The sequence below is a fragment of the Haloechinothrix halophila YIM 93223 genome (assembly GCF_000504245.1).
In the GTDB taxonomy this organism is placed as follows: Bacteria; Actinomycetota; Actinomycetes; order Mycobacteriales; family Pseudonocardiaceae; genus Haloechinothrix_A; species Haloechinothrix_A halophila.
Map to the genome: position 1 here is coordinate 3,914,440 of NZ_KI632509.1, position 23,139 is coordinate 3,937,578.

Genomic DNA, 23,139 nt, shown 5'->3' on the forward strand with positions numbered 1-23,139 from the left:
GCGGGGACGTCCGGTTCCGGGAAGACCACCACCGGGACCCCAGCTGGCTTGGTGAGCGCTGGCCATGAGCACCTTCGAGCACATCCGCACCGCCGTCATCACGCTGCTGCGGGCGGAGAGTGTGGAGTTCGACCCGCCGCCGCGCAAACTCGCGCGATCGGCGCTCACCCGGCGCATCGAACGGCTGGAGATGCGCGCCAGCGGGGTACCGATCGAGGACACCGACGTCCTGCTGGCCCGGCTCGACCTGGTCGCCGAGGATGTGCGGGTGCGGTTCTCGCTGCGCGGTCCCGTGCTTGACGTCGGCGAGACGACGTTCGCCGCGACGCTGACGCAGGACCAGCTGAGCACGCTGGTGCCGCTGCCGCCGGGGGTGGACCGGCTGTCGGTGACCCGGCGCGGGTTCACCTTCCACACCGTGGCGGGCATCCCGATCTACACGTCGGTGAGCCTCAACGACAGCAAGATCGTCGTCGCTCCGTCCGCACCGGCGAAGGTGCCGCTGCTCGACCTGATCGGCATCGACATCGAGATGCCGCAACTGCCGGTGCGCAGCGGGCTGGAGCAGCTCACCCGGTTCGGGCTGAGCTTCGACCTGCCCGAGCTGCCCGCGAACGCCACGATCGAGCGGCTGCAGCTGCGGGACGGGCACGTGGTGGTGTCCGGAACGGCGGAGTTGAGTGGTGGCGACGCGGGCGAGTAGACCTCACACCGCCGCCCGCGCCTTGCGGTGTGCCCAGTCCGCCACCACGGTGTTGAGGATCGGCATCGGCAACGACCCGCCGCCGAGCACGACGTCGTGGAACTCGCGGATGTCGAACGCGGCGCCGAGCGCCTGCTCGGCCTGGCTGCGCATCCGTTGCAGCTCCAGCCTGCCCACCATGTACGACAGCGCCTGCGCTGGCACAGCGGTGTAGCGGTCCACTTCGGACTCGATCTCCATGGCTGGCATCGGCGTGTGCTCGGTAAGGAACGCGACCGCGCGCTGCCTGCTCCAGCCATAGGCGTGCAGACCGGTGTCTACCACCAGCCGCGCGGCGCGCATCGACTCCTGGCTGAGCAGGCCGAGTCGCGCGAGGTCGTCGGAGTACAGCCCCATCTCGTCGGCCAGCCGCTCCGCGTACAACCCCCATCCCTCGGAGTAGGCGTTGATCTCCGCGATACGGCGCAGCAGCGGCAGCTTCTCCAGCCCGAGCGCGGTGGTGATCTGGAAGTGATGCCCGGGGACGGCCTCGTGGAACGCGATCGCCTCGGACAGGTGGCGGCAGCGCTGGGTCACGTCGAGGGTGTTCGCGAAGTACGTGCCGGGCCGGGAACCGTCCAGCGACGGCGGCGTGTAGTACGCCAGCGACCCACCCTCGGCCTCGGCCGCGGGCACCGGCGCCACGACGACCCGCTCCGACGGCACCCGGCCGAACCAGCGCGCCGCGGCAGCCTCCGCGCGGGCGATGGCGCGCCGCGCGGAGCTGAGCAGTTCCTCGCCACTGGACCAGCGCAGCGCTGGGTCGTGCCTGAGCCGGTGGAAGATCTCGGCCTGCGAGCGGGTGCCGAACACACGCGCACCGACCGTGGCGTACTCGGCGGTCAGTTTCTCCAGCAGCTCAAGGCCAGTCTGGTGCAGCTCCCCAGGGCTGTGGTCCGTCGTGGTGTGCACGGCTGCGAGCGCCTGGTACCGCTGCTCGCCGTCCGGTTGCCACCACAACCCCGACTGACCGTCCTCCCGCGCCTTGGGCAGCAGTTCGTAGGCCAGGAAGTCCCGGTAGTGCCCGTAGGCCGGCCGGACGGCGGTGTCGATCAGCAGGTCCCTGCGGGCCGCGAACCGCGCGTTCTCCCGCTGCGGCCGGATCGCACGCAGCGGGTCGTCGTGTTGGGCGCGCAGGTAGCGGTCGATGAACTCGACACCGGCCCGCACCAGGAACGCGGGCGGCGCGAGGCCCCTTGCGACGCCGTCTCGCTGCCGCTCGGACACCGTGGCCAGGTAGCCCGGCAGCGCGTCGAGGCGGGCCAGGAATCCCTCGGCCATCTCGTCGTCGGACAGCGAGATCAGCGGCAGCGCCAACAAGGGCCACAACGCGGGCGCGGACAGCCCGTCGCTGACCGAGAACTCCTCGAGCCGGACGTCGATCTCAGCGGCCAGCGCGAACGCCTGCTGCACGATCAGCTCCCGGGTGACTCGATCCGACTCGTCGAGCGTGGTGGGATCGATGTCGGTCGCGGCGCGCGCCAGCGCGAACATGTGGTCGCGGGTGTGCTGGCGGCGGTGTTCGCGGTAGTCGGTCAGCCGGTGGTGCGGCCCTGGCAGGCCGAGCAGCGACGCCTCGAAGGGATAGGCCTCGAAACGGGCGGCGACCAATTCATCGGCAAGCTCGGTGATCTCACTCATGCGCCGCGGTGTGCCTCACCGTCCGCCCACTCGGCGATCAGTTTCTCAAGCACCGCGAGCGGCACCGCCCCGCTGCCAAGCACGACGTCGTGGAATCCCTTGACGTCGAAGGCGTTCCCGAGGCGCCGCTCGGCATCGGCCCGCAGCCGCTGGATCTCCAGCCTGCCGACCATGTACGACAGCGCCTGGCCAGGATACGCGATGTAGCGGTCCACTTCGGACTCGATCTCGACCAGCGGCATGGGCGTGTTCTCCCGCAGGTAGTCGATCGCCTGCTGGCGGCTCCAGCCCTTGGCGTGCAGACCGGTGTCGACGACGAGCCTGCCCGCGCGCATCGAGTCCATACTGAGCATGCCAAGCAACGCCACGTCGCCGGAGTAGAGCCCCATCTCGTCGGCGAGCCGCTCGGTGTAGAGCCCCCACCCTTCGGTGTAAGCGGTGAAGTGACTGATCCTGCGCAGCAGCGGCACCTCGGTCAGGCCCTGCGCGAGGCTGATCTGGAAGTGGTGCCCTGGGATGGCCTCGTGGAAGGCGATGACCTCAGCGGTGTGCCGGAATCGCTCGGTCGCCTCGTAGGTGTTGGCGAAGTAGGTGCCGGGTCGGGAACCGTCGGTCGACGGCATCAAGTAATAGGCGGCGGGCGCGCCCGGTGCGGCGGCTTCCGGCACCGGCTCGACGGTCCACGGCTGCTCCGGGATGGTGCCGAACCAGCGGGGCGCCTCTTCGGCGGCGCGCTCGATCGTGGTGCGGGCGGTGTCCAGCAACTCGTCCGCGCTGGACCAGCGCAGCTCGGAGTCGGTGCGCAGCCGCTCGAAGATCTCCTGCTGCGAGCGGGTGCCGAACACCCGCTCACCGATCTCCGCGTACTCCTCGGCGAGTTCGGCGATGAGGTCGAGCCCAGTCTGGTGGAGCTCGTCCGGGCCGCGGTCGGTGGTGGTGTGCACCCGCGCGAGCGTCGCGTAGCTCGCGTCGCCGTCCGGCAGCCAGCACAGGCCCGGCTTGTCCGAGGGACGGCTGTGCGGCGCGATGTCGCTCGCCAGTCCGTCACGGTAGGCGGCGAAGGCGGGGCGCACCTCCTCGCGCAGGATCCGCTCCCGGTCGCTGTCGAACCGCTCGGCCAGGTCCTCGGGGGCCTGCGGGCGCAGCAGCGGGTCGGACTCCGGTGCGGCGAGGTGCCGATCGATGTGCTCGATCGCGGCGGTGACCAGGTGGGCGACACCGACCCTGCCGGAGGCGACACCCGCCCGATGCCGCTCAAGCGCGGCGTCGAGATACGCCGGGATGGCGCGCAGCCGCCCCAGGTAGGACTCCGCCGATGCGGCATCGGAGATCGCGAGCATCGGCAGCGAGGTCAGCAACCCCGACGCTGGCGCGACGAACAGGTCGGTGATGGTGAACTCGGCCAGCTTCAGCGCGGCCTCGTCCAGGTGGCTGGTGGCCAGCGCGATGACGACGTCGCGGGTGATGGCGTCCTGGGTGCTCAGCCCGTGCGGGTCGATCGCCTTCGCCCGCGCGAGGACGTCCTCGGTGGCGGCGGCTGTGCGCCGCTCGTCGGCCTCGCTGATGTCGCCGAGGCCGCCACGGGTGCTGTCGACGCCGAGCAGGGCAGGCAACAGCGGGTTCGCCGCGAACTGCACCTCGAGAAGTTGATCAGCAACCGCCGCGACGTCTGGTCGCGCTCCGTCCGTGTCCGTGCTCGTATCGTGCATGGCGGTCAGCCTATCCAACATCGCGTCGGTTCCACGCGGTAGCGTTTGGCGTGTGGCCGTGACCGATCCGAACGACGCTCGATTACTCGCCGCTCTCGCCGAGCACGGCAAGGCACCGGTACATGAACTCGCCGCACGGCTGGGCATGGACCCCCGCGATGTCGCGTACCGGCTGGTCACCCTCTCCGGCAGCGGGCTGCCGCTGCTGGTCGGGGTGGAATGCGACGTGCGGGGCCTGCGGGCCGCACTCGCGGGCTCGCCGTACGGGCAGGGCTCGGGTATGCAGCCAGGGCCGCCATCGGAGCCGCAACCTGGTGGCCAGCCTTCGGGAGCGCAGCCGGGCGTGTCGCCTGGCCCGCCGTCGGGCGCGCAGCCGGTGCGGGGCGTGCCGAGTGGGCCGTATCCGCACCCCGGCCAGGTGCCGCACCAGGCCCAAGGGTGGTACCCGCAGGGCCCCGCGACGTCAGGGCCACACGCCACGTCGCCATCCGGGGCGTCGTCAGGCGCGTACGCCGCCCCAGCGGCCGGGACACCATCTGGTCCGTACGCTTCGCCCTCGTCGGGCGCGTATCCCGCTCCGCCTGCCGGGGCGCATCCCGCCTACGGCGCGCCGTCCGCGCCGTACTCCCCACCTGCCGCACCGTCAGGCCCGTACCCCGTGCAGGGTGCCGCGTCGGGGCCGTATGCCATGCAAGGCGCGTCCGCGACGCCGTCTCCGTCCACGTCCGGCCCGCACGCTTCGGCGCCGCACTCCCCCGCGACGGCCGATCCGGTGATGAGCACCTGGGGTCCGCCGCAGACGGCGTCCTGGGCGCGGGGCGACCAGCCACCCGCCGCGCCAGCCACGACCTCCGCTGTGCGGCACACCGGCCGGATCGGCGAGGCGCTGGAAAGCCAGGGGCTCGAAGGCGAGCGCCTTCGCCTGCAACTGCTCGAGGTGCAGGATCCCGCCGATTATCTGTTCGGCGCGGCGGGATACCAGCTTGACGAGGGTGAACGCGCCGTCGTCGTCCACACCGAGATCACCAACATCGGGCAGATCCCGTTCGCCTCACTGCCGGACAACTATCTCGAACTGCTCACCGACGACGGCGCGCCCATCGGCAAGGCAGCGGTGTCGTTGACCTCAAGGCCGCCGCATCGGATCGGCGTCCAGCCCGGCGAGACCCTCGGCGGGCACACGGTGTATGTGCTGCCGGAAACCACCACGGTGCGGGCGGTGCGGTGGAGTCCCCGCCCTGAACCGGACGAGCGCACCGTGACGTGGGTGCTCGACAACTGACGCCGAGTTGGTTAGCGGCTCGCTCGCGCCTGCGTCCTCTTGCGCCGGAGCCAGAAGAGCGCCGGGACCAACCACAGTAATCCGGCGAGGGTGAGCAGCAGGCCCCCGCCCGTAGCCGCGAACGGCGTCACATTCACCAGACCGGCGCGGTCCGTGCGGTTCGGGAGTCCGGCGTCGGTGAAGGCCGTCGTCGAATGGACCTCCCGGTAGTCCGCACCCGCCGCCACGACGACACCCTCGATATCGGACTGCGGAATGCCACCCCGATCAGGCTCGTCCAGGCGCAGACGTGAGTCAGAGGAGTTCGTTCGGTTGTCACCCATGACGAACACCGTGCCGTCAGGAACTGTGGCCGTGAACTCCCGCTGGGGGCGGTTCGCGACATAAGGTTCTCGCACAGACTTACCGTTGACCTGCACGTTTCCGTCCTCATCGCAGCATGTGACCGTGTCGCCTCCCACGCCGATGATCCGTTTGATCCAGAGGACGTCCGCGCGGTTTCCCTGGCTCCAGGCCGCGCGGAACACCGCGATGTCTCCGCGCTCAACCTCCACGCCCTTGCGAACCAGCACCCGTTCCTCAGCCCCAATGGTTGGGCTCATTGCTCCGGAAGGAACTATGTAGCGGGCATAGTCGCTGAGCATGACGACGAGGCCACCCACAGCCATCACCAGCCCGATCACGATCACCACCGCCGGGGGCACCCACACCCGACGCCGACGGGCCTTGTCCCGCCGCACTAATCGCGGATCGTCACCCCAGCCCTCCTCGCCTGCCGCAGAACCTCTCACGGTTGGTTCAGTCATAGAACGCACACCACACATTCATGCCATCAGGAACCGTCACAGACCCCGCTCCGGAACCCATCTCGTCCGGCGTCACCCAATCGTCCGGGGCGAGGCGTTCGGGAAACCACCCCGCCACCTCAACTACCGAAGCCGAGGTAACAACCCATATCGTGTCAGTGCGACGCTCCGCATCCTCGGCATCAGCATTCTCGACATAAAGCCGCACGTCCGCGACATCTGGCCTCGCCCGGATCGAACGCAACAGCCGATAAAACTCCTGCGGCTCGGGAGGATCCGGCAAGTTATACCCAATTGACTCTGGGTCATCATTACCTTCAAAGAAGGCTTCCAGACTCACCAACCACTCGGACAAAGACATACCATCACGCCCAACCTACCCCTCACTTGCCACCAGGATCGCGCCCTCAATCGGCGCATCGGCCGACTCCAACATCGGCACACCCAACGCCCTCAAATACCGTTCCAACATCTCAGGAGTAAAGCGATCACGAATACGCCGCTTCGAATAATTCTCCACCTCCTCAAAATCAAACGGCTCCCCCTCGGTACCGAATGACCAACGCCCGCGATCACACGCGGCGCGAATCAGTCGCCGACTGTGAAGTGGGCCTGGACAAGCTGGATCGTAAACCTCAAACATTACTGACGGGTGCTCGAAGCCGTAAGATGAAACAGCCTTGATAGCACGAGACGACAACACATCCGGCGCCTTCCACGGAAGTGGACCGAGATCAGTTCCTGCGGATGCGTTGTTTAACAGTGCCGTCCATTGTCCGAGTGGAATCAAAAGATCGCGCCGATCACCAGTCTCCGGAATACGGGATGAGAGAACGTCCGCGAGAAGATTACACAACTTCTCTCGCGGCTTAACCGTAGTCGATCGACGTTCAATTTCTTTGATCCAGTTTGCGAGCTGAACAGAGTGGGTCTCGAAGTATCCGACCGTGTGGGTCGTTCGGCCCGCAGCATCTGATGGGAGGATCATGGTATCTCCACAACCGTGACGGAGGCTTTTGGATCGTTCGCCAGGATACGGCGTACGTGCGACAACCCGCGCGGAGCTCCCGGACCCTCATACTCACTGTAGTACCGTCGGTCACCGAGGGTGTACCGACGATCAGGTCGGTTGAGACCGACCCGTTGCCCTGAAGCATCGAATTGCTGTTGGTTACTACGGATGTCTGTTACATCATTTGGTAGATTGGCGATGTCGAAATCCTGCCTCGCCCGGATCGAACGCAACAGCCGATAAAACTCCTGCGGCTCGGGAGGCTCCGGCAAATTGTACCCGATTGACTCTGGGTCATCGTTACCTTCAAAGAAGGCTTCCAGACTCACCAACCACCCGGGAAACGACATACCATCACACCCAACCTACCCCTCACTTGCCACCAGGATCGCGCCCTCAATCGGGTCATCCGCCGACTCCAACATCGGCACACCCAACGCGATCAGATACCGCTCCAACATCTCAGGAGTAAACCGATCCCTGATACGCCGCTTCGAATAATTCTCCGTCTCCTCAAAATCAAACGGCTCCCCCTCCGTATCAAACGACCAACGCCCCCGATCACTCATCGCATAGATCAGCCGACGCCTATTCAGCGGCGCACCTATCCCTGGTTCGTAAACTTCAAGCATCGTGGCCGGATGTTCGCTAAGTCTTGATGAAACTGCACGTATACCACGATATCCGTGATATTCAGCGGCCACGCCAGGTAACCCTCCAACGTCGGTACCGGCAACGCTGTTATTGATAAGAGCAGACCACGAACCCAACGGAATCAATAAATCACGCCGCGCGAAGTCTCGCATATCGGCAGCACTTGGGACCTCGCGTATTAGGTCAACAAGAGTTGCAGACGGCAGGAGATGCCAAGATCGGTTACCGATACTGGCAATCCATTGCGAGGCGTTCCGGGCCTCGGTTTCGAAGAATCCGACCTCCCGTGTTGCTGGTCCTGCGATGTCTGAAGGGAGCAGCATTATGGGATCTCCACGACGGTGACGACGGCGTTGGGGTCGTTGGCCAGAATACGACGGACGTGGGACAAGCCACGTGGTGCCCCTGGACCCTCGTACTCGATGTAGTGGCGCCGACCATCAAGGGTGTACTGAAGGTCTGGGCGATTGATCCCAACACGGTTTGGACCAGCATCAACTTGCTGTTGGTTGACGCGAATGTCTCTGGCGCCCAGCCGCCTAGCATACCGAAGGTCGGCCAGGAGCTGTGCGTTGTGAGATGCGCGTTGTCCACGGGCCGGCACCTTCTGCGATGCCCGTGGCGGTGTCCGAAAGACACTGCCAGCAGCGACATCCTGCGACTTGCGTGGCGCGCCGAAGACCCCGCCTGGGCCGTGCGGGCTGGTGATCTTCGGGGTGTCTCCGCAGCCGCCGAAGATGGTGTTGCGGTTGAAGGTGGTGCCGTTCTGGTTGGGGGTCCAGGTTTGACTTACGGTGCAACCGTTCTGCGAGGCATATAGGTGCTGCTGTGATGGTTGGCTGGTTGCCTGCGCCATATGCTTCGGCTTGAACGGATCGAGAGTCTGGTTTCCGGCGACGATGCCCAGGTGGGTGTCGTTGGCCGGATCGTTGGCGTCCTCCCATGCGCCGGACGCGGCCTTGCGCACCGTCATTTCATACTCTGGGCGAGACGCGAACGTGTTAGCGCGTTCCTTCACGATGCGCGCCCAGTACTGCTGCCGCGCCTTCTCTTGGGCCTCTTTCTGCATCGCCTCGGCGCACGAAGCAGTACAGCTTGCACCGCCGCTATACGTCGTGTCGACGTAGTCCACCTGTGTGGTGTCTGAGCTGCCGCAGAAGTAGCCACCAATCAACTGACAACCGGCTCCGGGCATGACGACTGGCGTGGGCGCCGGTGCGTAGTCATACGTGACAACCGGATTCCTAATTTGTCCTGGTGCTACCCGATATTCTCTCGGCCAGAGCCCGTAGAGCAGGAGAGAAGTGGCATTAGGACCACCCCAGAACAGAGCTTCCCAGAAGAACTCCGCCTCACTATCGACGCAATACGCACCCGGGTCTGAACACGGATCCGGGTAGTTGCCGCTCGGGTCGGTGTGCACCAGTGGGCTGCTGGCCGCGTAGCCGTAGCGGTTGGCGTTACCTACGTCGCGGGGGTCGAGGGTGGCGGTGTCGCGGGAGGCGAATCCTCCGGTGCCGGGTTCGTACCAGCGGGTGCCCATGTTGGTCATGCCCGTGGCGGGGTCGGTGTACTGGTGCTGATAGCCCAGCAGCGGCTGAGCACCGGCGGAGCCGGTCTCATCGCCGAACGGGTCGTAGCTGCGCGACCCGCCCAAGCCACCGGTGGTCGGGTCGTAGAGTCCGATCAGGTCGGTGTGCCGGTCGGTGGCCGCGAGCCCGGTGGTGGTGCCATCACCGGCACCCAGCAGGTCCCCGCTGGGTAGGTAGCTGTAATCCCACGAACCAGTGGCGGTGACATTCCTGCTGGTGCCGAGGTACGACAACGTCGTACTGCCACGGGACACGAGCCGGTTGAGTGCGTCGTAGGCGTAGTTCGTGCCGTCCGCCGCGACGAGCTCGTCGAACGCGTTATAGCTCATCGTCGACGTCGTGCCGTCGGTGGTGCTCGACGACAGGGTGCCGCGAGCCGTGTATGTCCGAGTGGCCCCACCGGACTCGACGAGCTGGTTGCGTTCGTTGAACACCTGGGTCGTGCCAGCCTTGTCGACCAGGTTGCCGGCGTCGTCCCAGCCATAGCTGACCGTGTTGCTGCCGTTGTCCCACGAGGTCAACCGACCGGCCTGGTCATAGCCATAGGTGTGGGTGCTCGACCCGGCGTACCCGGTGGTGGTCTTCGCCGTCAGCCGATCGGCCTTGTCGTAGCCGTAGGTGACCTTCGCCGACACTGAACCGTCCGGCTTCGACACCGTGTCCGAGGTCAGGCGTCCGTGGGTGTCGTAGCCGTACTCCCGGTTCGCCCCGTCGACCACACCGGCCGAGGCCACTCGACCTGCTTGGTCGTAGGTGTAGTCGACGGTCGCGCCACTGACGGGATCAACCGCCGAGGCCAACCGGCCCTGGGCGTAGGCGTAGTCAGCCGTACCCGCGCCGGTTGTGGCACCGGCGAGTTGGCCGTCGGCGTTCCAGGTGAAGTCGGTGTCCCCCGAAGGACCGGTGGCCGAGACCAGCAGTCCCCGGTCGTTGTAGGTGTAGACGTTGTCCCCACCCGGTGCCGACGCTCGGGTCATCCGGCCCGCGAGATCGTAGGAGAACGCCCGATCCTGCGTCGCCACGTCGGCACCCGCACCGGTCTGCGTGACCAGCCGTCCCAGCGCGTCATAGCTGTTGCTGATCGTCACACCACCGGGCTTGGCCAACGACGCCATCAACCCGCGCGCGTTGTAGCTGACGGTGTAGGTGCGATCAGCCGCGTCGGGATGCTGCGTGGTCGCCGGTTCGATGGTCGATTCCGGCAAACCCCAGGCGTTGGCGGTGAACACGGTCTCGTTGCCGTTGCCGTCGGTGGCCCGGGTGATGTTGCCCGCCGCGTCGTAGCCGTAGCTGGTGGTGATCGACGCGGTGTCCGACACCGGCCGCGTGATCGTCCTGAGCTGATCGCGCGCATCGAACGTGTAGTTCGTGGTCGCGCCCGTGGCATCGGTCGCGGCGGTCAGGTTACCGACACGGTCGTAGACGAAGCTGCGTTCCCGCAGTGTCGTACCCGTGGCGTCCTCATCCCAGGACGAGACCTGCCGACCACCCATGTCGTAGTCGAACCGCTGCACGGCGTTCTGCGGACGCTCCGAGCGAACGACATTGCCACGCACGTCGTAGGTCGAGGTCGTCGTGACCCCTGCCGGATCGGTCACCTCGATCGGGTTGGACAACCCGTCGTAGGCGACGGTGCTCGTCAATCCGGACGGCGACGTCGTCGAGGTGAGGTTGCCCAGCGGGTCGTAGCGATACTCGGTCGTCAGGTTCCGCAGCGACGGCGTCCGCTCGACGACGGTCGACGTCACCTTCCGGCCGAGTTGGTCATACGTCGCTTCGGTGCGCGCACCGGTGGGGCCAGTCACCGACAACGGCAGACCGGTCGGCGTGTAGGTCATCTCGGTGACCCCACCCGAGCTCTCGGTGCCCACCGGGGGATCAACCTTCCGGCGCAGGTTACCGAGCTTGTCGTATGCGAACGTCGTCACATTCCCCGCGGGATCGGTCTGCTTGGTAACCCGGCCCGCGGCGTCGTACTCCCAGCCAGTGGTCGCCACGACCGGCTCGGCCACACCCGGTGGCGTGTAGTTCGGCAAGGTCCGCGACACACGGCGGCCCAGCTTGTCGAACGCCGTCGTGGTGGTATTGCCGTTGGCGTCAACGACCCTGGTGGCCTCGCCGAAGGCGTTGTAGCCGGTCTTGCTCACCGGCCGCTTCGTACTGGCCGCGTTGCCACCGGACTCAACCTCGACCGGAGGTTCAGCCACCTGCACCTGACGTCCCCGCGCGTCGTAGCTGAAATCGGTGGCGAACTTGTTCGGATCCGCACCCGTGACATTGCCCCGTGGGCCGACCACGCGAGTCGGCAAGCCACGCTCATCGCGCGTCGTGGTGGTGACAGCGGTCGTGGTCGCGTCAAGGTGCTCGACCCGCCTGGTCTCACGACCCAACGCGTCATACTCGAAATCCTGACGGGACACCTCGGTGTCGTCCGGCTTGTGCAGACTGACCCGCACGGGGTTGTCGACGTCGTCGACCACCCGCTTCTCGACCCGCTGCTCATCGTAGAGGCCGTCGCGCTCACTCACCTCTACCGCACGACCGCCCGGATCGTAAGTGGTGTAGGTGGAGTGCTCAGTCTCCGGCCCGATGTCCCACGTGATCTCTCCAGTACCGAGGTGGTTGTACCAGTTGAGCATCCGGTTCGAGGTGTCGCCTGTGTCGGGGTCGACATAGTCGAGCAGATGCGTCCACGTGAGCCAGTTGTTCCGGAAGTAGGCGTAGCTCAGCGTGTTGCCCATCGCGTCCGTCTTGCGCGCTAACCGACCGGCGGGGTCATACGCGCGAGACTCCAGCACGACATCGCGTGCCTCGCCGCCGTCACCGGCCCAGCCGTGCACGGTGGTCTCCGCTAGCTGCCGACCGGCATGAGTGGGCACATACGAGTAGGAGAACTCGGTTCCGGTCTTGTCGGTCCTGGTCGCGACGTCACCAAAGATGGTGTAGCTGACCGTCTCAGTACCGCCTTCCGAGTCGGTGACCGTGGTGCGACGGCCTCGCTCGTCATAGCCGAACGTGGTGGTCCGCTCGGAACCCGTCTGCTTGACGTCCGAGACTGAGGTTGACGTCAGCCAGCCGGCGGCGTCGTAGGTGTTGACCGTGCGCCGCTGCTGCTCGGCACCCGTCACCTCATTGGTGACAACGGGGCCGACCTTCTCGGTCACGCGGGACGCGCCGTCATAGCTGTAGCTCGTTGTCGCGGCGTCCGCACCATCGGATGCTGCCTCGGTCGTGCTAGTTAGGCGACCGAGGCCGTCGTAGGCGTGATCCACACGATGCCCGGCCGGGTCGGATTTCCACGCTAGGTCACCGGATTCGGTGTAGGAATAATCGATCGTGCTGCCATCGGGTCGTGTGATCTGGCGCAGCAGGCCCGCGGGCATAGTGCCGCCACCGACGGCCGTCTCCGTGCCATCGGTATAAGTGCGGGTGGTGATGCGCTCCAGACCGGTGGTGGCACCGGGGGCTTGGATTTCCTCCACCTGGCCGTTTCCGTTGTGGACGTAGCGAGTCAGGTAGGTGTCGTCGGTTGCCGATTCCGAGCGGGCGTTGCGGTGGTCGGTCACCTGGTCATTGCGGGGATCAAGCGGATCGTCCGGGTTGAGGAAGTATTCCCAGTGCTCCGTCAACGTCGATGACGACCCGTAGGGCACTGTCCGTGACAGCAAATTGCCCCGCTTATCGTGCCGCAACTCCGTGGCGTTCCCGTTGGGATCGGTGACCGTGTAGAGGAAGCCGCGTTCGTCGTACTCGTACGTGACACTGCCCCCGCCACGGTCGCCGGGATTCGTGATCGATGTCAGGCGACCAGCCCGTGCCGGGTCGTAGGCGTAGGTGGTGTCCTGGCCGTTGGGGTCGGTGACGGCCACTTTGGTGCGCCAGATGGTGTTGTCGTCAGCGTCCACGGACTCGCTCACCGTAGGGTCGCCATAGGTCCAGGTGGCGCCGTCGGCATCGGTGTAGTCGTGCACCCGTTCGCTCGCCCGGTCGTAGACCAGGTCCGCAGCGGTCACCGATCCAGGCTCGGTGATCGTGGTCAGCCAGTCGACCGCCGTGTGCGCGCCGTAGTTTTCGGCGGCTTCGATATGGCCGATCGGCCGGTTGTACACGGCGGCTTCGGCGATGCTGCCGTCGAAGTAGCCCCAGTCGTCGACGGGGCGGGCGGGGGGTGCAAGATCTTTTGTGGAAGTGGGCGGGCCATGATCATCGGTGGGCCGGAGGGTCCGGGCCGGTGGAAGGGAACGCTACGTGACGACGGACAAGGCGCAGGATGCGGTCGAGGGCTCGGCGGCGGAGGAGGCTTCGCGGCGGTTGGCGGAGCTGGTCTCGCCGGAGGGTATTGATCGGATTCTGGCTGACGCGAAAGCGTCGGGGACGCCGTTGGATGGCCCGGACGGCATTCTGAATCAGATGAGTAAGGCGGTGATCGAGCGGGCGTTGGGCGCGGAGATGCATGAGCATCTCGGGTACGCGAAACACGACGCTGCGGGACGCGGAACGGGCAATTCCCGCAACGGGTATTCGGCGAAGACGGTCACCACCAACACCGGTAAGGTCCAGATCGAGGTTCCGCGGGACCGCACGGGCGGGTTTGAACCGCGGATCGTGAAGAAGCATCAGCGTCGGCTCGGCCAGATCGATGACATGATCTTGTCGCTGTATGCGAAAGGGATGACCACCCGCGATATCAAGGATCATTTGCTCGAGGTGTATGGCGCCGAGGCGAGCCACGAGCTGATTTCGAATGTGACCGATGTGGTGCATGACGAGATCAAGACGTGGCAGAACCGTCCGCTGGACCAGGTGTATGTGATCGCCTACATCGACGCGCTGGTGGTCAAGATCCGCACCAACGGGGTGGTGATCAACCGGCCGGCCTACATCGTCACCGGTGTCGACGTCGACGGGTTCAAGCACGTGCTGGGTGTGTGGATCGGCCCCACCGAGGGGGAGAGCAAGGCCCACTGGCTAGCGGTACTGACCGAGGTGAAGAACCGCGGCGTGGAAGACGTACTGATCGTGTGCTGCGACGGGCTGACCGGACTGCCGGACGCGATCCGCACTGTGTGGCCGAAAGCCGAGGTGCAAACCTGCGTGATTCATTTGATCCGGAATTCGATGAAATACGTGTCCTATTCCGACCGCAAGAAGGTTGCCGCCGCGTTGAAACCGATCTACACGGCCGTCAACGCCGAAGCCGCCGAGATAGCGCTGGAGCATCTCCGTAAAGAGTGGGGCACGAAATACCCAGGCATGCTCGCCGCGTGGGATCGCGCCTGGGAAGACTTCACTCCGTTCCTCAAATACCCGAAAGAAATACGAAAAGTGGTGTATACCACTAACGCGATCGAATCATTGAATTTTCAACTGCGGAAAATCATGAAAAACAGAGGACATTTCACCACCGAGGACGCCGCGATGAAGCTGCTTTATCTCGGCATCCGACACGTCACCGGACGCTACATCGACGGTGACGGTCATGTTCGCGCCAAGGGCGAACGCGGCACCGGCACTTACGGGTGGAAAGCCGCGCTCAACCACTTCGCCGTCCTCTTCGGCGACCGGCTCGTCCTCTAACGCGCCGTCACACACAGTGACGGATTCGACCACTCATCAAAAGCAACGAAAAGGATAAACAGGCCCAAACATCCACAAAAATCTTGACACGCTGGGCGGGCGGGCCAGTCCAGCGTGGTGACCAGACCCGCACCCAGGTAGGTGTAGTTGTAACCGCCACACCAGTAGCCGGTGTCCTGAGTGCCTGCCAGATTGCCGTCGAGGAACAGCGACTGCGCGCCATCGGCCTGCGACAGCACCACGTGGTGCCACGCGCCATCGTTGACCGCCGCCGAGGTGACGATGCCGGTGACCTCACCATTACAGAAATGCCCGTACAGCTTGCCGTCGGTGCCGACATACAACACAGGCATCGACCCGCCCGACCCGGTCTCGCCCGGCTGGAACCGCGACGTGTTGACCAGCACCCCGCCCTCGGTGGTCGTGGTCTTGAACCACAGCTCCACCGACCGATACCGCTTACCCATCACCGGGTTCTCATCGAACTTCACATAGCTCGACGAGCCGTCCAAACCGGCCGCGGGCACACCGTTCCCATCGACCGGGCCACCAGCATCATCGACCACGTTGTTCGCGGTGCCAGACAGATCGGTGCCCAGCCCGGGAACCTCACTAGCAACCGCGCCAGAGTCCGCATCGGACAGTCGCCAATAGCCGGCGGGATTCGAATCGGTCACCGTCGACCGGTAACCGTTCCCGGCCGTCCACGAGTAGCGGGTGCACTCGCCCTCGGGGTTACAGACCTCCGTCAGCCGGTCACCCGAGTAGCCGTACGTCCACGACAACACCGGCGATGGACCGGTCGTCACCGTCGTGACATGGCCGCCGCTCCATACGAAGCTCAGCGAGCGCCCGGACGCGGTATCCGTTGCCGTGGTGAGCTGACCGCCCGCGTCGTAGGTGAGTTCCTGGGCACGGCCATGGGCGTCGGTGATCGTGACCAGACGACCCTGGCCATTGAACTCGTACCGGGTGTTGCCGACCGTGCGTAACGTCCAGCCCCCGGTATCGGTCGCGACCAGCGTCGCCTTCTGCCCGTCCGGGGCGGCGTAGCTGCCGTCGGGGTTGAGCCCGAACCGGGCCTGCTGCCCGTTCGGATAGGTGATGACGACGTTGCCGGAGTCGTCATCGTCGACCACCAACCGGGTGTCCCATCGCGTGGACCACCCGGAACCGAAAGCGAGATCCCCTCGTGGGTCCAGGCTGTTGTAGGTCCGTGTCACCGACAGCTCGGGTCCCACGACCGCCAGCGTCGCATCAGTCGCCGACGTGGTGAAGTTCCCAACACCCGGATCGACCCCGCCTCCGGACTTTCCACCGAGATGACTGGTGATCGCAGGCTGCGGCACCTTCGTGACGAGCTTGGCGGCCCGCGTCCATGGACCCCACGTCTCGGTATCCGACACGCGTCCGTACCACAGATACGATTCGGACCATTCCAGGAGCTCATCAGGCACCCGCCAGCGCTTCGACGTTCTCACCGCGGACTTCGTGCAGTTCGCGCCATCCGAATCGCAGACCTTGAACTGGTACTCCAACCCGTTGCCCGGCCAGTCGTCCGGATCGGTACCCGTCAACCGCAACGTCGGACGCAACGTATCCGCCACATACCCGCTCCGCGGGTTCATCGACGTCACATGTGGCTTCTGGTTCGGTATCTCGAAATGTACCGCGTAGGACCACGGAACACCTTTGCCCGAGAACCAGAACGAACCGGTCTTCACCATGTCCCAGCGCAGCTTGTACTTGCCAGGCGGCAACGCCTTAATCTTGGCGTCCAGCGTGATGCTCTGCCCCGTCGTGACCTTCTTCGTCATGTCGGTGCGCAGCTTGTATTTCCTGCCGAGCTTGTCACCGCTGACGGTGTCCCACAGCTTGTAGCCGAGATCAAACTCGTTGCTCGGCGTCCACGTGTCCTTGCCGTCGTTCTTGACCGTCACCCGCATGACACCGTCGTCGGTGGCTGTCGGCGCCGTGATCATGTCGCCGACGGTGTACTCCGCCCAGTGACGTGAGTAGGTGATATCCAGGTACGGCGCGTTCACCGTGTTCGCGCTCGCGAACTTCTTCCACCCGTACGAATCCGTCGTGGACGCCGAAAGCCGCAGACCGTGGTTCGCCTTACCACGCACCCACCCCTGAACCAGGTCCACACCGTTGGCACCGAGGTTGATCACTTCCCACTTCGGGTCACAACTGTTCGCGTAGCCATGAGCGAACTTCTTCCTGCCTACTCGTGAGCCGACTGACGGTCCCGGATACGACTTGTTGCCGCCCACCGACCACGACTCGGTCACGGGATGCACCTTCACCCGCCGCGCGTCACAGGAATACGACCAGACGTTGTACAACCCCAGCCGCGCGTCCAAGATCTTCATCCCCGACAGATCCGAGGACACGCTGTTGAACTTCATGAACGCCTTCGCTTTGTTGCTGCCGCCGTTGTAGGTGCCCACCTTCAGAACCGACTCACCCGAGTAGTCGTTCGTGTAAGGCGAGAGCACATAGGTCGAGCCGTTCGACTCCTTCTGCACCGACGGATCAACCTTCACCGGATAAACCCGCTCCGGAGCCCGCAGCCACTCCTTGTCGGCAGACACATGCAGCACCTGCCGCCCACCTGGCTCCTCCGAGAGCCGGTACGACACATCATGCGACCGCGCACCATCACCAGAGCGCGGATCGATGTTCGAGTCCTCCATGAACCCCGGCGGAATGACAGCCTCGACGCCTCCGTCCACGTTGACCAGCTCCACCGCGCCCTCGTCATTCAGCCGCGCGCTCAAGCCGTCCAATGTGAGCGGAAAAGACCACTCCGCCGGCGCGTCCGCCGAGTGCAGAACGATGGTCTCCTTGACCCCATTCGGTGTCGCCTGCAGTACCAAGTCTGAGGAGGCACGTACCTCCTCATAAGTCACGGTGTCTTCGGTTACCGACCCGATCGCGCCGCGAGCATCCGAAACGCCGAACCCAAACGACTGGCCATCTCCCAGGTCAACCGACACCAGCTGACGGGCGTTCGCCGCCCTCGCGAACCGCTTATCCCTGGAATCCGCACGCGCGCGCCATCCCTCATCTCCGGCGCGCTCAACCAACGTCGGGTCGACACGCTTCCAGCGCCCATCCGGGTTCTTAAACATGCGCCGACCGATGAAATGTCGAACCGTCGTCGTGCCGTCCGCGTTCTCGAACACCTGGCGCCGCGGCCCACCTCGTTCGGGAAGCTCACGGCTCGTCTCAGGATCAAACCCAGGCGCCGCGGGCGCCTGTTCATCCCGGTCCACCTCGACAGTCGTCTTCTGCCGTTTCGGCTTAGCCAGGTCCGGCTGCCGCACCGACTCGTCCGGCGCGTTACCGCCCTTCGCCGGCGGACCACCCGGCGGGTCATCCAGCACAGCGTCATCACCGACTGCGGTCTCATCTGACGAGACCTGATGTGGCTGGCCATCCGCATTGCCCATCGACTGCTCCGGCCGATCGCCGGGGTCTGGTGCAGCCGCAGTCACAGCCTGAGGCAATGCCGACATCAACCCGACGATCATCACCATCGCCAGCAGCACAGACAGCAGGCGAGACACACTCGCGTGGACCACTGAGCTCTCCCCTCGCACGGTCGCGACACGGAGCGAGACTGCGTGACTCGTCACGCTCAGTGGTTCGGCAACTACTGGCTAAAACCGACTGACCACGTTAACCAGACGAACGAGCCGATACAACACATTCGACTGAACTACTCAAATGGAATTTATCCGCATATACAGTGAGTAGAAATCTCAAATGGACAGTGAGAACGAATACCACTGACGGAGTACTTGACGCTACCCAGCTTGGACGTCCAGTCCGTCCTGAACAGACTCGCGACCGCGCCGTACGACGCGCACAGCAACGTAATGAGCCTTAGTGACCGTAGCGCGTGGGTCGACGGCACCTGTGTCGTCAATTATGGCTGGGATGATGCGAGCAACCTGGTCGACAACGCCGGTACGACGCAGGTGTTCAACGAACGCAACCAGCTCGTCGACTCCGGTGGGTCCAGTCGGACCTACACCGCCCGCGGCACACTCTCGTCGAGCACGACCGACGGTGTGACCTCAACGGTCAGCTGCAACACGTTCGACATCTGGTAGGAGTTTGTTGATGGGGCGAATTATGATCGACACGACACCGCAGGGCGCTGAGTTTATGGAGCGGATAGTGAATATCATGATCCGGCTATTCGCTATGTCGCGAGGCGAAGCGATGGGTCGCTTGAACAGGCATTGGTCTGGACAGCAGTTTAGGACTGCAGGAAAACAAATGGCGCTATTCCATGAGACGCCCGAGTGGTGGGCCAAAACTATCGTCTACGGCCCGGCTTCAGAGTGGTGGCTTGACGAGGAGAACGCGAGAGCTCTTCCTTACCCATAAACAATCCTAACCAGCGATCAGTACACTCTGCGAGACTGGGTGCTGAGCGAAAGGAACATGGCCGGTGTTGATCGAACTCACGGTGGGAGACGCGTACGGCGGGTTTCGAGTACGCCGACCCCGCGTTCGTCGCTGAACACAACACGCTTGCGGGCTACGTTCAGCACCCAACGCACCTCGATCTGCGCCCCGGCTGCTACACCGACGACACCCAGACGAGCATCGCCATCGCGGAGGCGCTGGTGTCCGAGGTCGTCGTGGCGGGCTCACCGATTCGTCGACACATTTCATCGCGACCGACGTGTCGGGTACTCCGGTCGACTCTATGAAATGCTGCTCCACGTCGAGGACGGCAACGACCTGCTCACCAGGATCAACCCAGCCAGCGACAAGAGCGGCGCAGCCATGCGCGCCGGACCCCTCGGTTTACTGTCCGAGGTCTCCGACGTGCTGCGCTACGCCGACGTCCAGGCACGGATCACGCACGACACGCCGGACGGTATCGAGGCCGCACAGGCCGCGCCGCGCCACACACCGTCACTGCTCCTCGCGGAGCTCCTCCAGCGCGTCGGCCAGGTCGTCCGGGTGCTCCGAGACGAACTCGACCCAACGGCCGTCGTCCGGGTGGGCGAAGCCGAGCGAGTGGGCGTGCAGCCATTGCCGCGTCAGCTTGAGCCTGCGCGCCAGCACGGGATCGGCACCATAGGTAAGGTCCCCGACGCAGGGGTGACGCAGCGCCGCGAAGTGCACCCGGATCTGATGGGTGCGACCGGTCTCCAGCTTCACCTGGACCAGCGACGCCGCCCGGAACGCCTCGATCAGCTCGTAGTGGGTGACGCTCTCTCGCCCGCCCGCGACGACGGCGAACTTGTAGTCGTGCTTCGGGTGGCGGTCGATCGGGGCGTCGATCGTGCCCTTACTCGGGTCAGGGTGGCCTTGCACCAGCGCGTGGTAGCCCTTGTCGACGGTGCGCTCCTTGAAGGCGCGCTTCAGCACGCTGTAGGCGTGCTCGCTCTTGGCGACCACCATCACGCCGGTGGTGCCCGCGTCGAGGCGGTGCACCACGCCCTTCCGCTCGGCAGCGCCCGACGTCGAGATCCGGGTTCCCACCGCGGCGAGTCCACCGATCACCGTCGGTCCGGTCCAGCCGGGGCTGGGATGCACCGCGACGCCGATCGGCTTGTCCACGACGACGATGTGATCGTCCTCGTGCAGCACCCGCATGCCCTCGACCGGTTCAGCGGCCACCGGTTCCGCCCGTTGCGGCTCTGGCAGCGTCACCTCGAGCAGCCCGCCCGCCGAGAGCCGATCGGACTTGCCCGCTGGCGCGCCGTCGAGCAGCACATCACCGGCCGTGGCCAACTCGGCGACGGCGGTGCGGGACAGCCCCAGGAGTTTCGCCAGCCCCGCATCGACACGCATGCCGTCGAGACCGTCGGGCACCGGCAGCATCCGCACGCTCATTCCTCCGCCACCGACTGCTTACGTCGCTTGCTCACGGTGCCGTCGTATTCCTTGCCAAGCAGGGTCAGCACCACGATCAGGATGCCGCCACAGACGATGGCGGAGTCTGCGACGTTGAACACCGGCCAGACCTCGCCGTTGGGAGCGAACACCGACACGAAGTCGACGACGTGGCCTTGCAGCACACCGGGCGCACGGAAGATGCGGTCGATGAGGTTGCCGAGCGCACCGGCGAGCACCAGCGCCAACCCGATCGCCCAGCCGGTCGAGCGCAGCTTGGGCGCGATCCAGCAGATGGCGGCGACGACGATGATCGCGATGATCGCGAGCAGCCAGGTCATCCCGGTCGCCATCGAGAACGCCGCGCCAGGGTTGCGCAGCAGCTGGAGGTAGACAAATCCGCCAAGGACGCGGACGGGTTCCTGGCCTTCGAGCACCGCGACCGCGAGAATCTTCGTCGCGAGGTCGAGCCCGAGGACGATCAGCGCGATCAGGGCGACAAGTACGCCCCTGCGCCGAGGTAGCTGCTCGGTGTTCACCCCGCCATTGTCCACTATGCGGACATGCCTAGCAGCGCCCGGCCACCCGACGCGCCTGGCGCCCGGTTCCGTGGTGGGCTCAGCCACCGGTCTCGCCCCGCCAGCGAGCGAGCCTGCCCGCCCGGTCGACGGCCCTGATCCGGCGCTCGGCAGCATCGCGCACCCGTGCGGTCGTCACCACAAGCAGCTGGTCGCGCTCCTGCAGCCGAGTGGTGTCCTGCGGCGTGAACCCCTTGCCGCCCCGCACGATCAGGCTCACCGACGCGCCCTTCGGTAGCCGCAGCTCGGCCAGGTAGACGCCGTGGAGCCGCGACCCTGGCTGGATCCTGACCTGCAACAGCTCAGCACCCAGCTCATCCAGCGGCGCCGCATCGACCTCCAGCGCCCTCGGCTCGGCGCGTTCGGCGAGGCCGAGCAGCCGGACCAGCGGCGTCATCGTCGCGCCCTGCACCAGGGTGAACACGATGACCAGCACGAACACCGTGTCCACCAGCCGATCGGCGCCGTCGATGCCCTGCGCGAGCGGAATCGAAGCCAGCACGATCGGCACCGCACCCCGCAGGCCTGCCCAAGACACGAACACCTGCTCCCGCAACGGCACCCGGAACGGCAGCAATGCGAGCACCACCGACAGCGGCCGCGCCAGCAGGAGCAGCACCGCACCGGCGATCAGACCAGGCACGATGGCGTCAAGTAGCCGTTGCGGGGCCGCGAAGACACCGAGCAGCACGAACAGCCCGATCTGGGAGAGCCAGCCGAGCCCCTCGGCGAACGACACGGTGTCCGAACGGTGCGGCAGCCGGGCGTTGCCGAGCACGAGCGCGGACAGATACGTCGCAAGCAGCCCGGATGCCTCGGCGAGCTGCCCGCTGGCGAACGCCAAGACGCACACCGCGACCGTGGCCAGTGGATACAGGCCGGTCGCTGGCAACGCCGCCCGCCGCAATGTCCACGCCCCGAGCCAGCCAAGACCGACGCCGATGGCCCCGCCGACCACGAGCTGGTAGATCAGTTCCAGCGGGAACAGCAAGGTCATCGGCTCGGCCGAGGCGAGCAGGACCACCAGGATGTATACCGGGGCGTCGTTGAGACCGGACTCCAGCTCCAGCGTGCCGCGCAGCCGCCTGCCGATGCCCGCGCCTCGGAGCACGCTGAACACGGCGGCGGCGTCGGTGGACGACAACACCGCACCCCACAGCAGCGCGACTCGCCAGTCCAGCCCGAGCAGCCACCACATCGCGGCCCCGGTCACCGCGACGCTGACGCCCACCGACAACGTCGACAGCGCGATGCCAGGCCCGAGCGAGGGCCGCACGTCCGACCAGCGGGTGGTCAGCCCACCTTCGGTGAGGATCATCACCAGCGCGGCGATGCCGAGCGCCTGGGTCAGCTCAGGATCGTCGAGCCGGAGGCCGAAGCCTTCCTCGCCGAGCAGCACCCCGATGCCCAGGTAGAGCACCAGTGACGGGAAGCCCAGCGTGATCGACACCCGCACCGCGACGACCGCCGCCAGCAGGACGGCGGCGCCGAGACCGAGAATGATCGGGAGCTGATCCACCGCACCTCCCGTCACGCCTGCTGTTCCGGCCCACATTCTCGCTGATGAGGTCGCCAGCGGCCCGTTCTTGTGATCAGCGGCGCGTCAGCGCGCGAGCAGCGCGGTCTTCCGATACGCGCAGCTGTCACGACGCCGCCCACCGGCCAGCTGTGGACC

Annotated in this window: 15 protein-coding genes and 1 pseudogene; 5 read left to right on the forward strand and 11 right to left on the reverse strand. The window is 65.6% G+C overall.

The window, feature by feature from the left end; all coding sequences use genetic code 11:
• Positions 1-64 precede the first annotated feature (64 nt).
• Complete coding sequence (locus AMYHA_RS17935; RefSeq protein WP_034272794.1) at positions 65-703, forward strand: LmeA family phospholipid-binding protein; 639 nt, start codon at positions 65-67, stop codon at positions 701-703.
• Between the two features lie 3 nt (positions 704-706).
• Here the strand turns inward: AMYHA_RS17935 and AMYHA_RS17940 are convergent, their stop codons facing one another.
• Positions 707-2,383, reverse strand: a complete 1,677-nt coding sequence (locus AMYHA_RS17940; RefSeq protein ID WP_034272796.1) for a DUF885 domain-containing protein — start codon at positions 2,381-2,383, stop codon at positions 707-709.
• Entirely contained in the window at positions 2,380-4,092 is a 1,713-nt protein-coding gene (locus AMYHA_RS17945; protein ID WP_051400439.1) for a DUF885 domain-containing protein, read from the reverse strand. The genes AMYHA_RS17940 and AMYHA_RS17945 overlap by 4 nt, the downstream gene beginning before the upstream one ends.
• Before the next feature lie 52 nt (positions 4,093-4,144).
• Here AMYHA_RS17945 and AMYHA_RS17950 point away from each other — a divergent pair, with 52 nt between their 5' ends.
• On the forward strand, positions 4,145-5,374 hold the full coding sequence (locus AMYHA_RS17950) for an AsnC family transcriptional regulator (RefSeq protein WP_034272797.1): 1,230 nt from the start codon (positions 4,145-4,147) through the stop codon (positions 5,372-5,374).
• A gap of 11 nt (positions 5,375-5,385) precedes the next feature.
• On the opposite strand, the gene lepB is transcribed toward AMYHA_RS17950, so the two are convergent.
• The 5 genes from lepB to AMYHA_RS17970 form a co-directional block, all read right to left on the reverse strand.
• Complete coding sequence (lepB, locus tag AMYHA_RS25955) at positions 5,386-6,066, reverse strand: signal peptidase I (RefSeq protein ID WP_169732952.1); 681 nt, start codon at positions 6,064-6,066, stop codon at positions 5,386-5,388.
• A gap of 106 nt (positions 6,067-6,172) precedes the next feature.
• Complete coding sequence (locus AMYHA_RS27140) at positions 6,173-6,541, reverse strand: hypothetical protein (RefSeq protein WP_051400055.1); 369 nt, start codon at positions 6,539-6,541, stop codon at positions 6,173-6,175.
• Between the two features lie 15 nt (positions 6,542-6,556).
• Positions 6,557-7,168, reverse strand: a complete 612-nt coding sequence (locus tag AMYHA_RS27145) for a hypothetical protein (RefSeq protein WP_157362223.1) — start codon at positions 7,166-7,168, stop codon at positions 6,557-6,559.
• Between the two features lie 389 nt (positions 7,169-7,557).
• Entirely contained in the window at positions 7,558-8,169 is a 612-nt protein-coding gene (locus AMYHA_RS27150; RefSeq protein ID WP_157362225.1) for a hypothetical protein, read from the reverse strand.
• Positions 8,169-13,547, reverse strand: a complete 5,379-nt coding sequence (locus AMYHA_RS17970) for an RHS repeat-associated core domain-containing protein (RefSeq protein ID WP_051400056.1) — start codon at positions 13,545-13,547, stop codon at positions 8,169-8,171. Before AMYHA_RS17970 ends, AMYHA_RS27150 begins: the two co-directional genes overlap by 1 nt.
• Before the next feature lie 202 nt (positions 13,548-13,749).
• On the opposite strand from AMYHA_RS17970, the gene AMYHA_RS17975 reads away from it, so the two are divergent.
• Complete coding sequence (locus AMYHA_RS17975) at positions 13,750-15,015, forward strand: IS256 family transposase (RefSeq protein ID WP_034277011.1); 1,266 nt, start codon at positions 13,750-13,752, stop codon at positions 15,013-15,015.
• Here the strand turns inward: AMYHA_RS17975 and AMYHA_RS17980 are convergent.
• Positions 15,012-18,521, reverse strand: a complete 3,510-nt coding sequence (locus AMYHA_RS17980) for a DNRLRE domain-containing protein (RefSeq protein ID WP_169732953.1) — start codon at positions 18,519-18,521, stop codon at positions 15,012-15,014. The genes AMYHA_RS17975 and AMYHA_RS17980 overlap by 4 nt on opposite strands.
• Positions 18,522-18,905: 384 nt before the next feature.
• On the opposite strand from AMYHA_RS17980, the gene AMYHA_RS17985 reads away from it, so the two are divergent.
• Entirely contained in the window at positions 18,906-19,142 is a 237-nt protein-coding gene (locus tag AMYHA_RS17985) for a hypothetical protein (protein WP_157362227.1), read from the forward strand.
• Between the two features lie 337 nt (positions 19,143-19,479).
• A pseudogene (locus AMYHA_RS27155) lies at positions 19,480-19,884 on the forward strand (hypothetical protein); the annotation flags it as partial.
• Between the two features lie 75 nt (positions 19,885-19,959).
• On the opposite strand, the gene AMYHA_RS17995 reads toward AMYHA_RS27155, so the two are convergent.
• The 3 genes from AMYHA_RS17995 to AMYHA_RS18005 all read right to left on the reverse strand — a co-directional run bounded on the left by AMYHA_RS17995 (position 19,960) and on the right by AMYHA_RS18005 (position 22,983).
• Complete coding sequence (locus AMYHA_RS17995) at positions 19,960-20,886, reverse strand: RluA family pseudouridine synthase (protein ID WP_034272805.1); 927 nt, start codon at positions 20,884-20,886, stop codon at positions 19,960-19,962.
• Entirely contained in the window at positions 20,883-21,425 is a 543-nt protein-coding gene (gene lspA / locus AMYHA_RS18000) for a signal peptidase II (RefSeq protein ID WP_231104796.1), read from the reverse strand. The genes AMYHA_RS17995 and lspA overlap by 4 nt, the downstream gene beginning before the upstream one ends.
• Before the next feature lie 79 nt (positions 21,426-21,504).
• Positions 21,505-22,983, reverse strand: coding sequence for a potassium/proton antiporter (locus AMYHA_RS18005; RefSeq protein WP_034272810.1), 1,479 nt, complete (start codon positions 22,981-22,983; stop codon positions 21,505-21,507).
• Positions 22,984-23,139 lie beyond the last annotated feature (156 nt).

Excerpts from the sequence above, each read along its gene's own strand:
- AMYHA_RS27150 (WP_157362225.1), bottom strand. The coding sequence starts at position 8,169 with ATGCTGCTCCCTTCAGACATCGCAGGACCAGCAACACGGGAGGTCGGA.
- AMYHA_RS27140 (WP_051400055.1), bottom strand. The coding sequence starts at position 6,541 with ATGTCTTTGTCCGAGTGGTTGGTGAGTCTGGAAGCCTTCTTTGAAGGT.
- AMYHA_RS17940 (WP_034272796.1), bottom strand. The coding sequence starts at position 2,383 with ATGAGTGAGATCACCGAGCTTGCCGATGAATTGGTCGCCGCCCGTTTC.
- AMYHA_RS17935 (WP_034272794.1), top strand. The coding sequence starts at position 65 with ATGAGCACCTTCGAGCACATCCGCACCGCCGTCATCACGCTGCTGCGG.
- AMYHA_RS17995 (WP_034272805.1), bottom strand. The coding sequence starts at position 20,886 with ATGAGCGTGCGGATGCTGCCGGTGCCCGACGGTCTCGACGGCATGCGT.
- AMYHA_RS27145 (WP_157362223.1), bottom strand. The coding sequence starts at position 7,168 with ATGATCCTCCCATCAGATGCTGCGGGCCGAACGACCCACACGGTCGGA.
- AMYHA_RS17985 (WP_157362227.1), top strand. The coding sequence starts at position 18,906 with ATGAGCCTTAGTGACCGTAGCGCGTGGGTCGACGGCACCTGTGTCGTC.
- AMYHA_RS17945 (WP_051400439.1), bottom strand. The coding sequence starts at position 4,092 with ATGCACGATACGAGCACGGACACGGACGGAGCGCGACCAGACGTCGCG.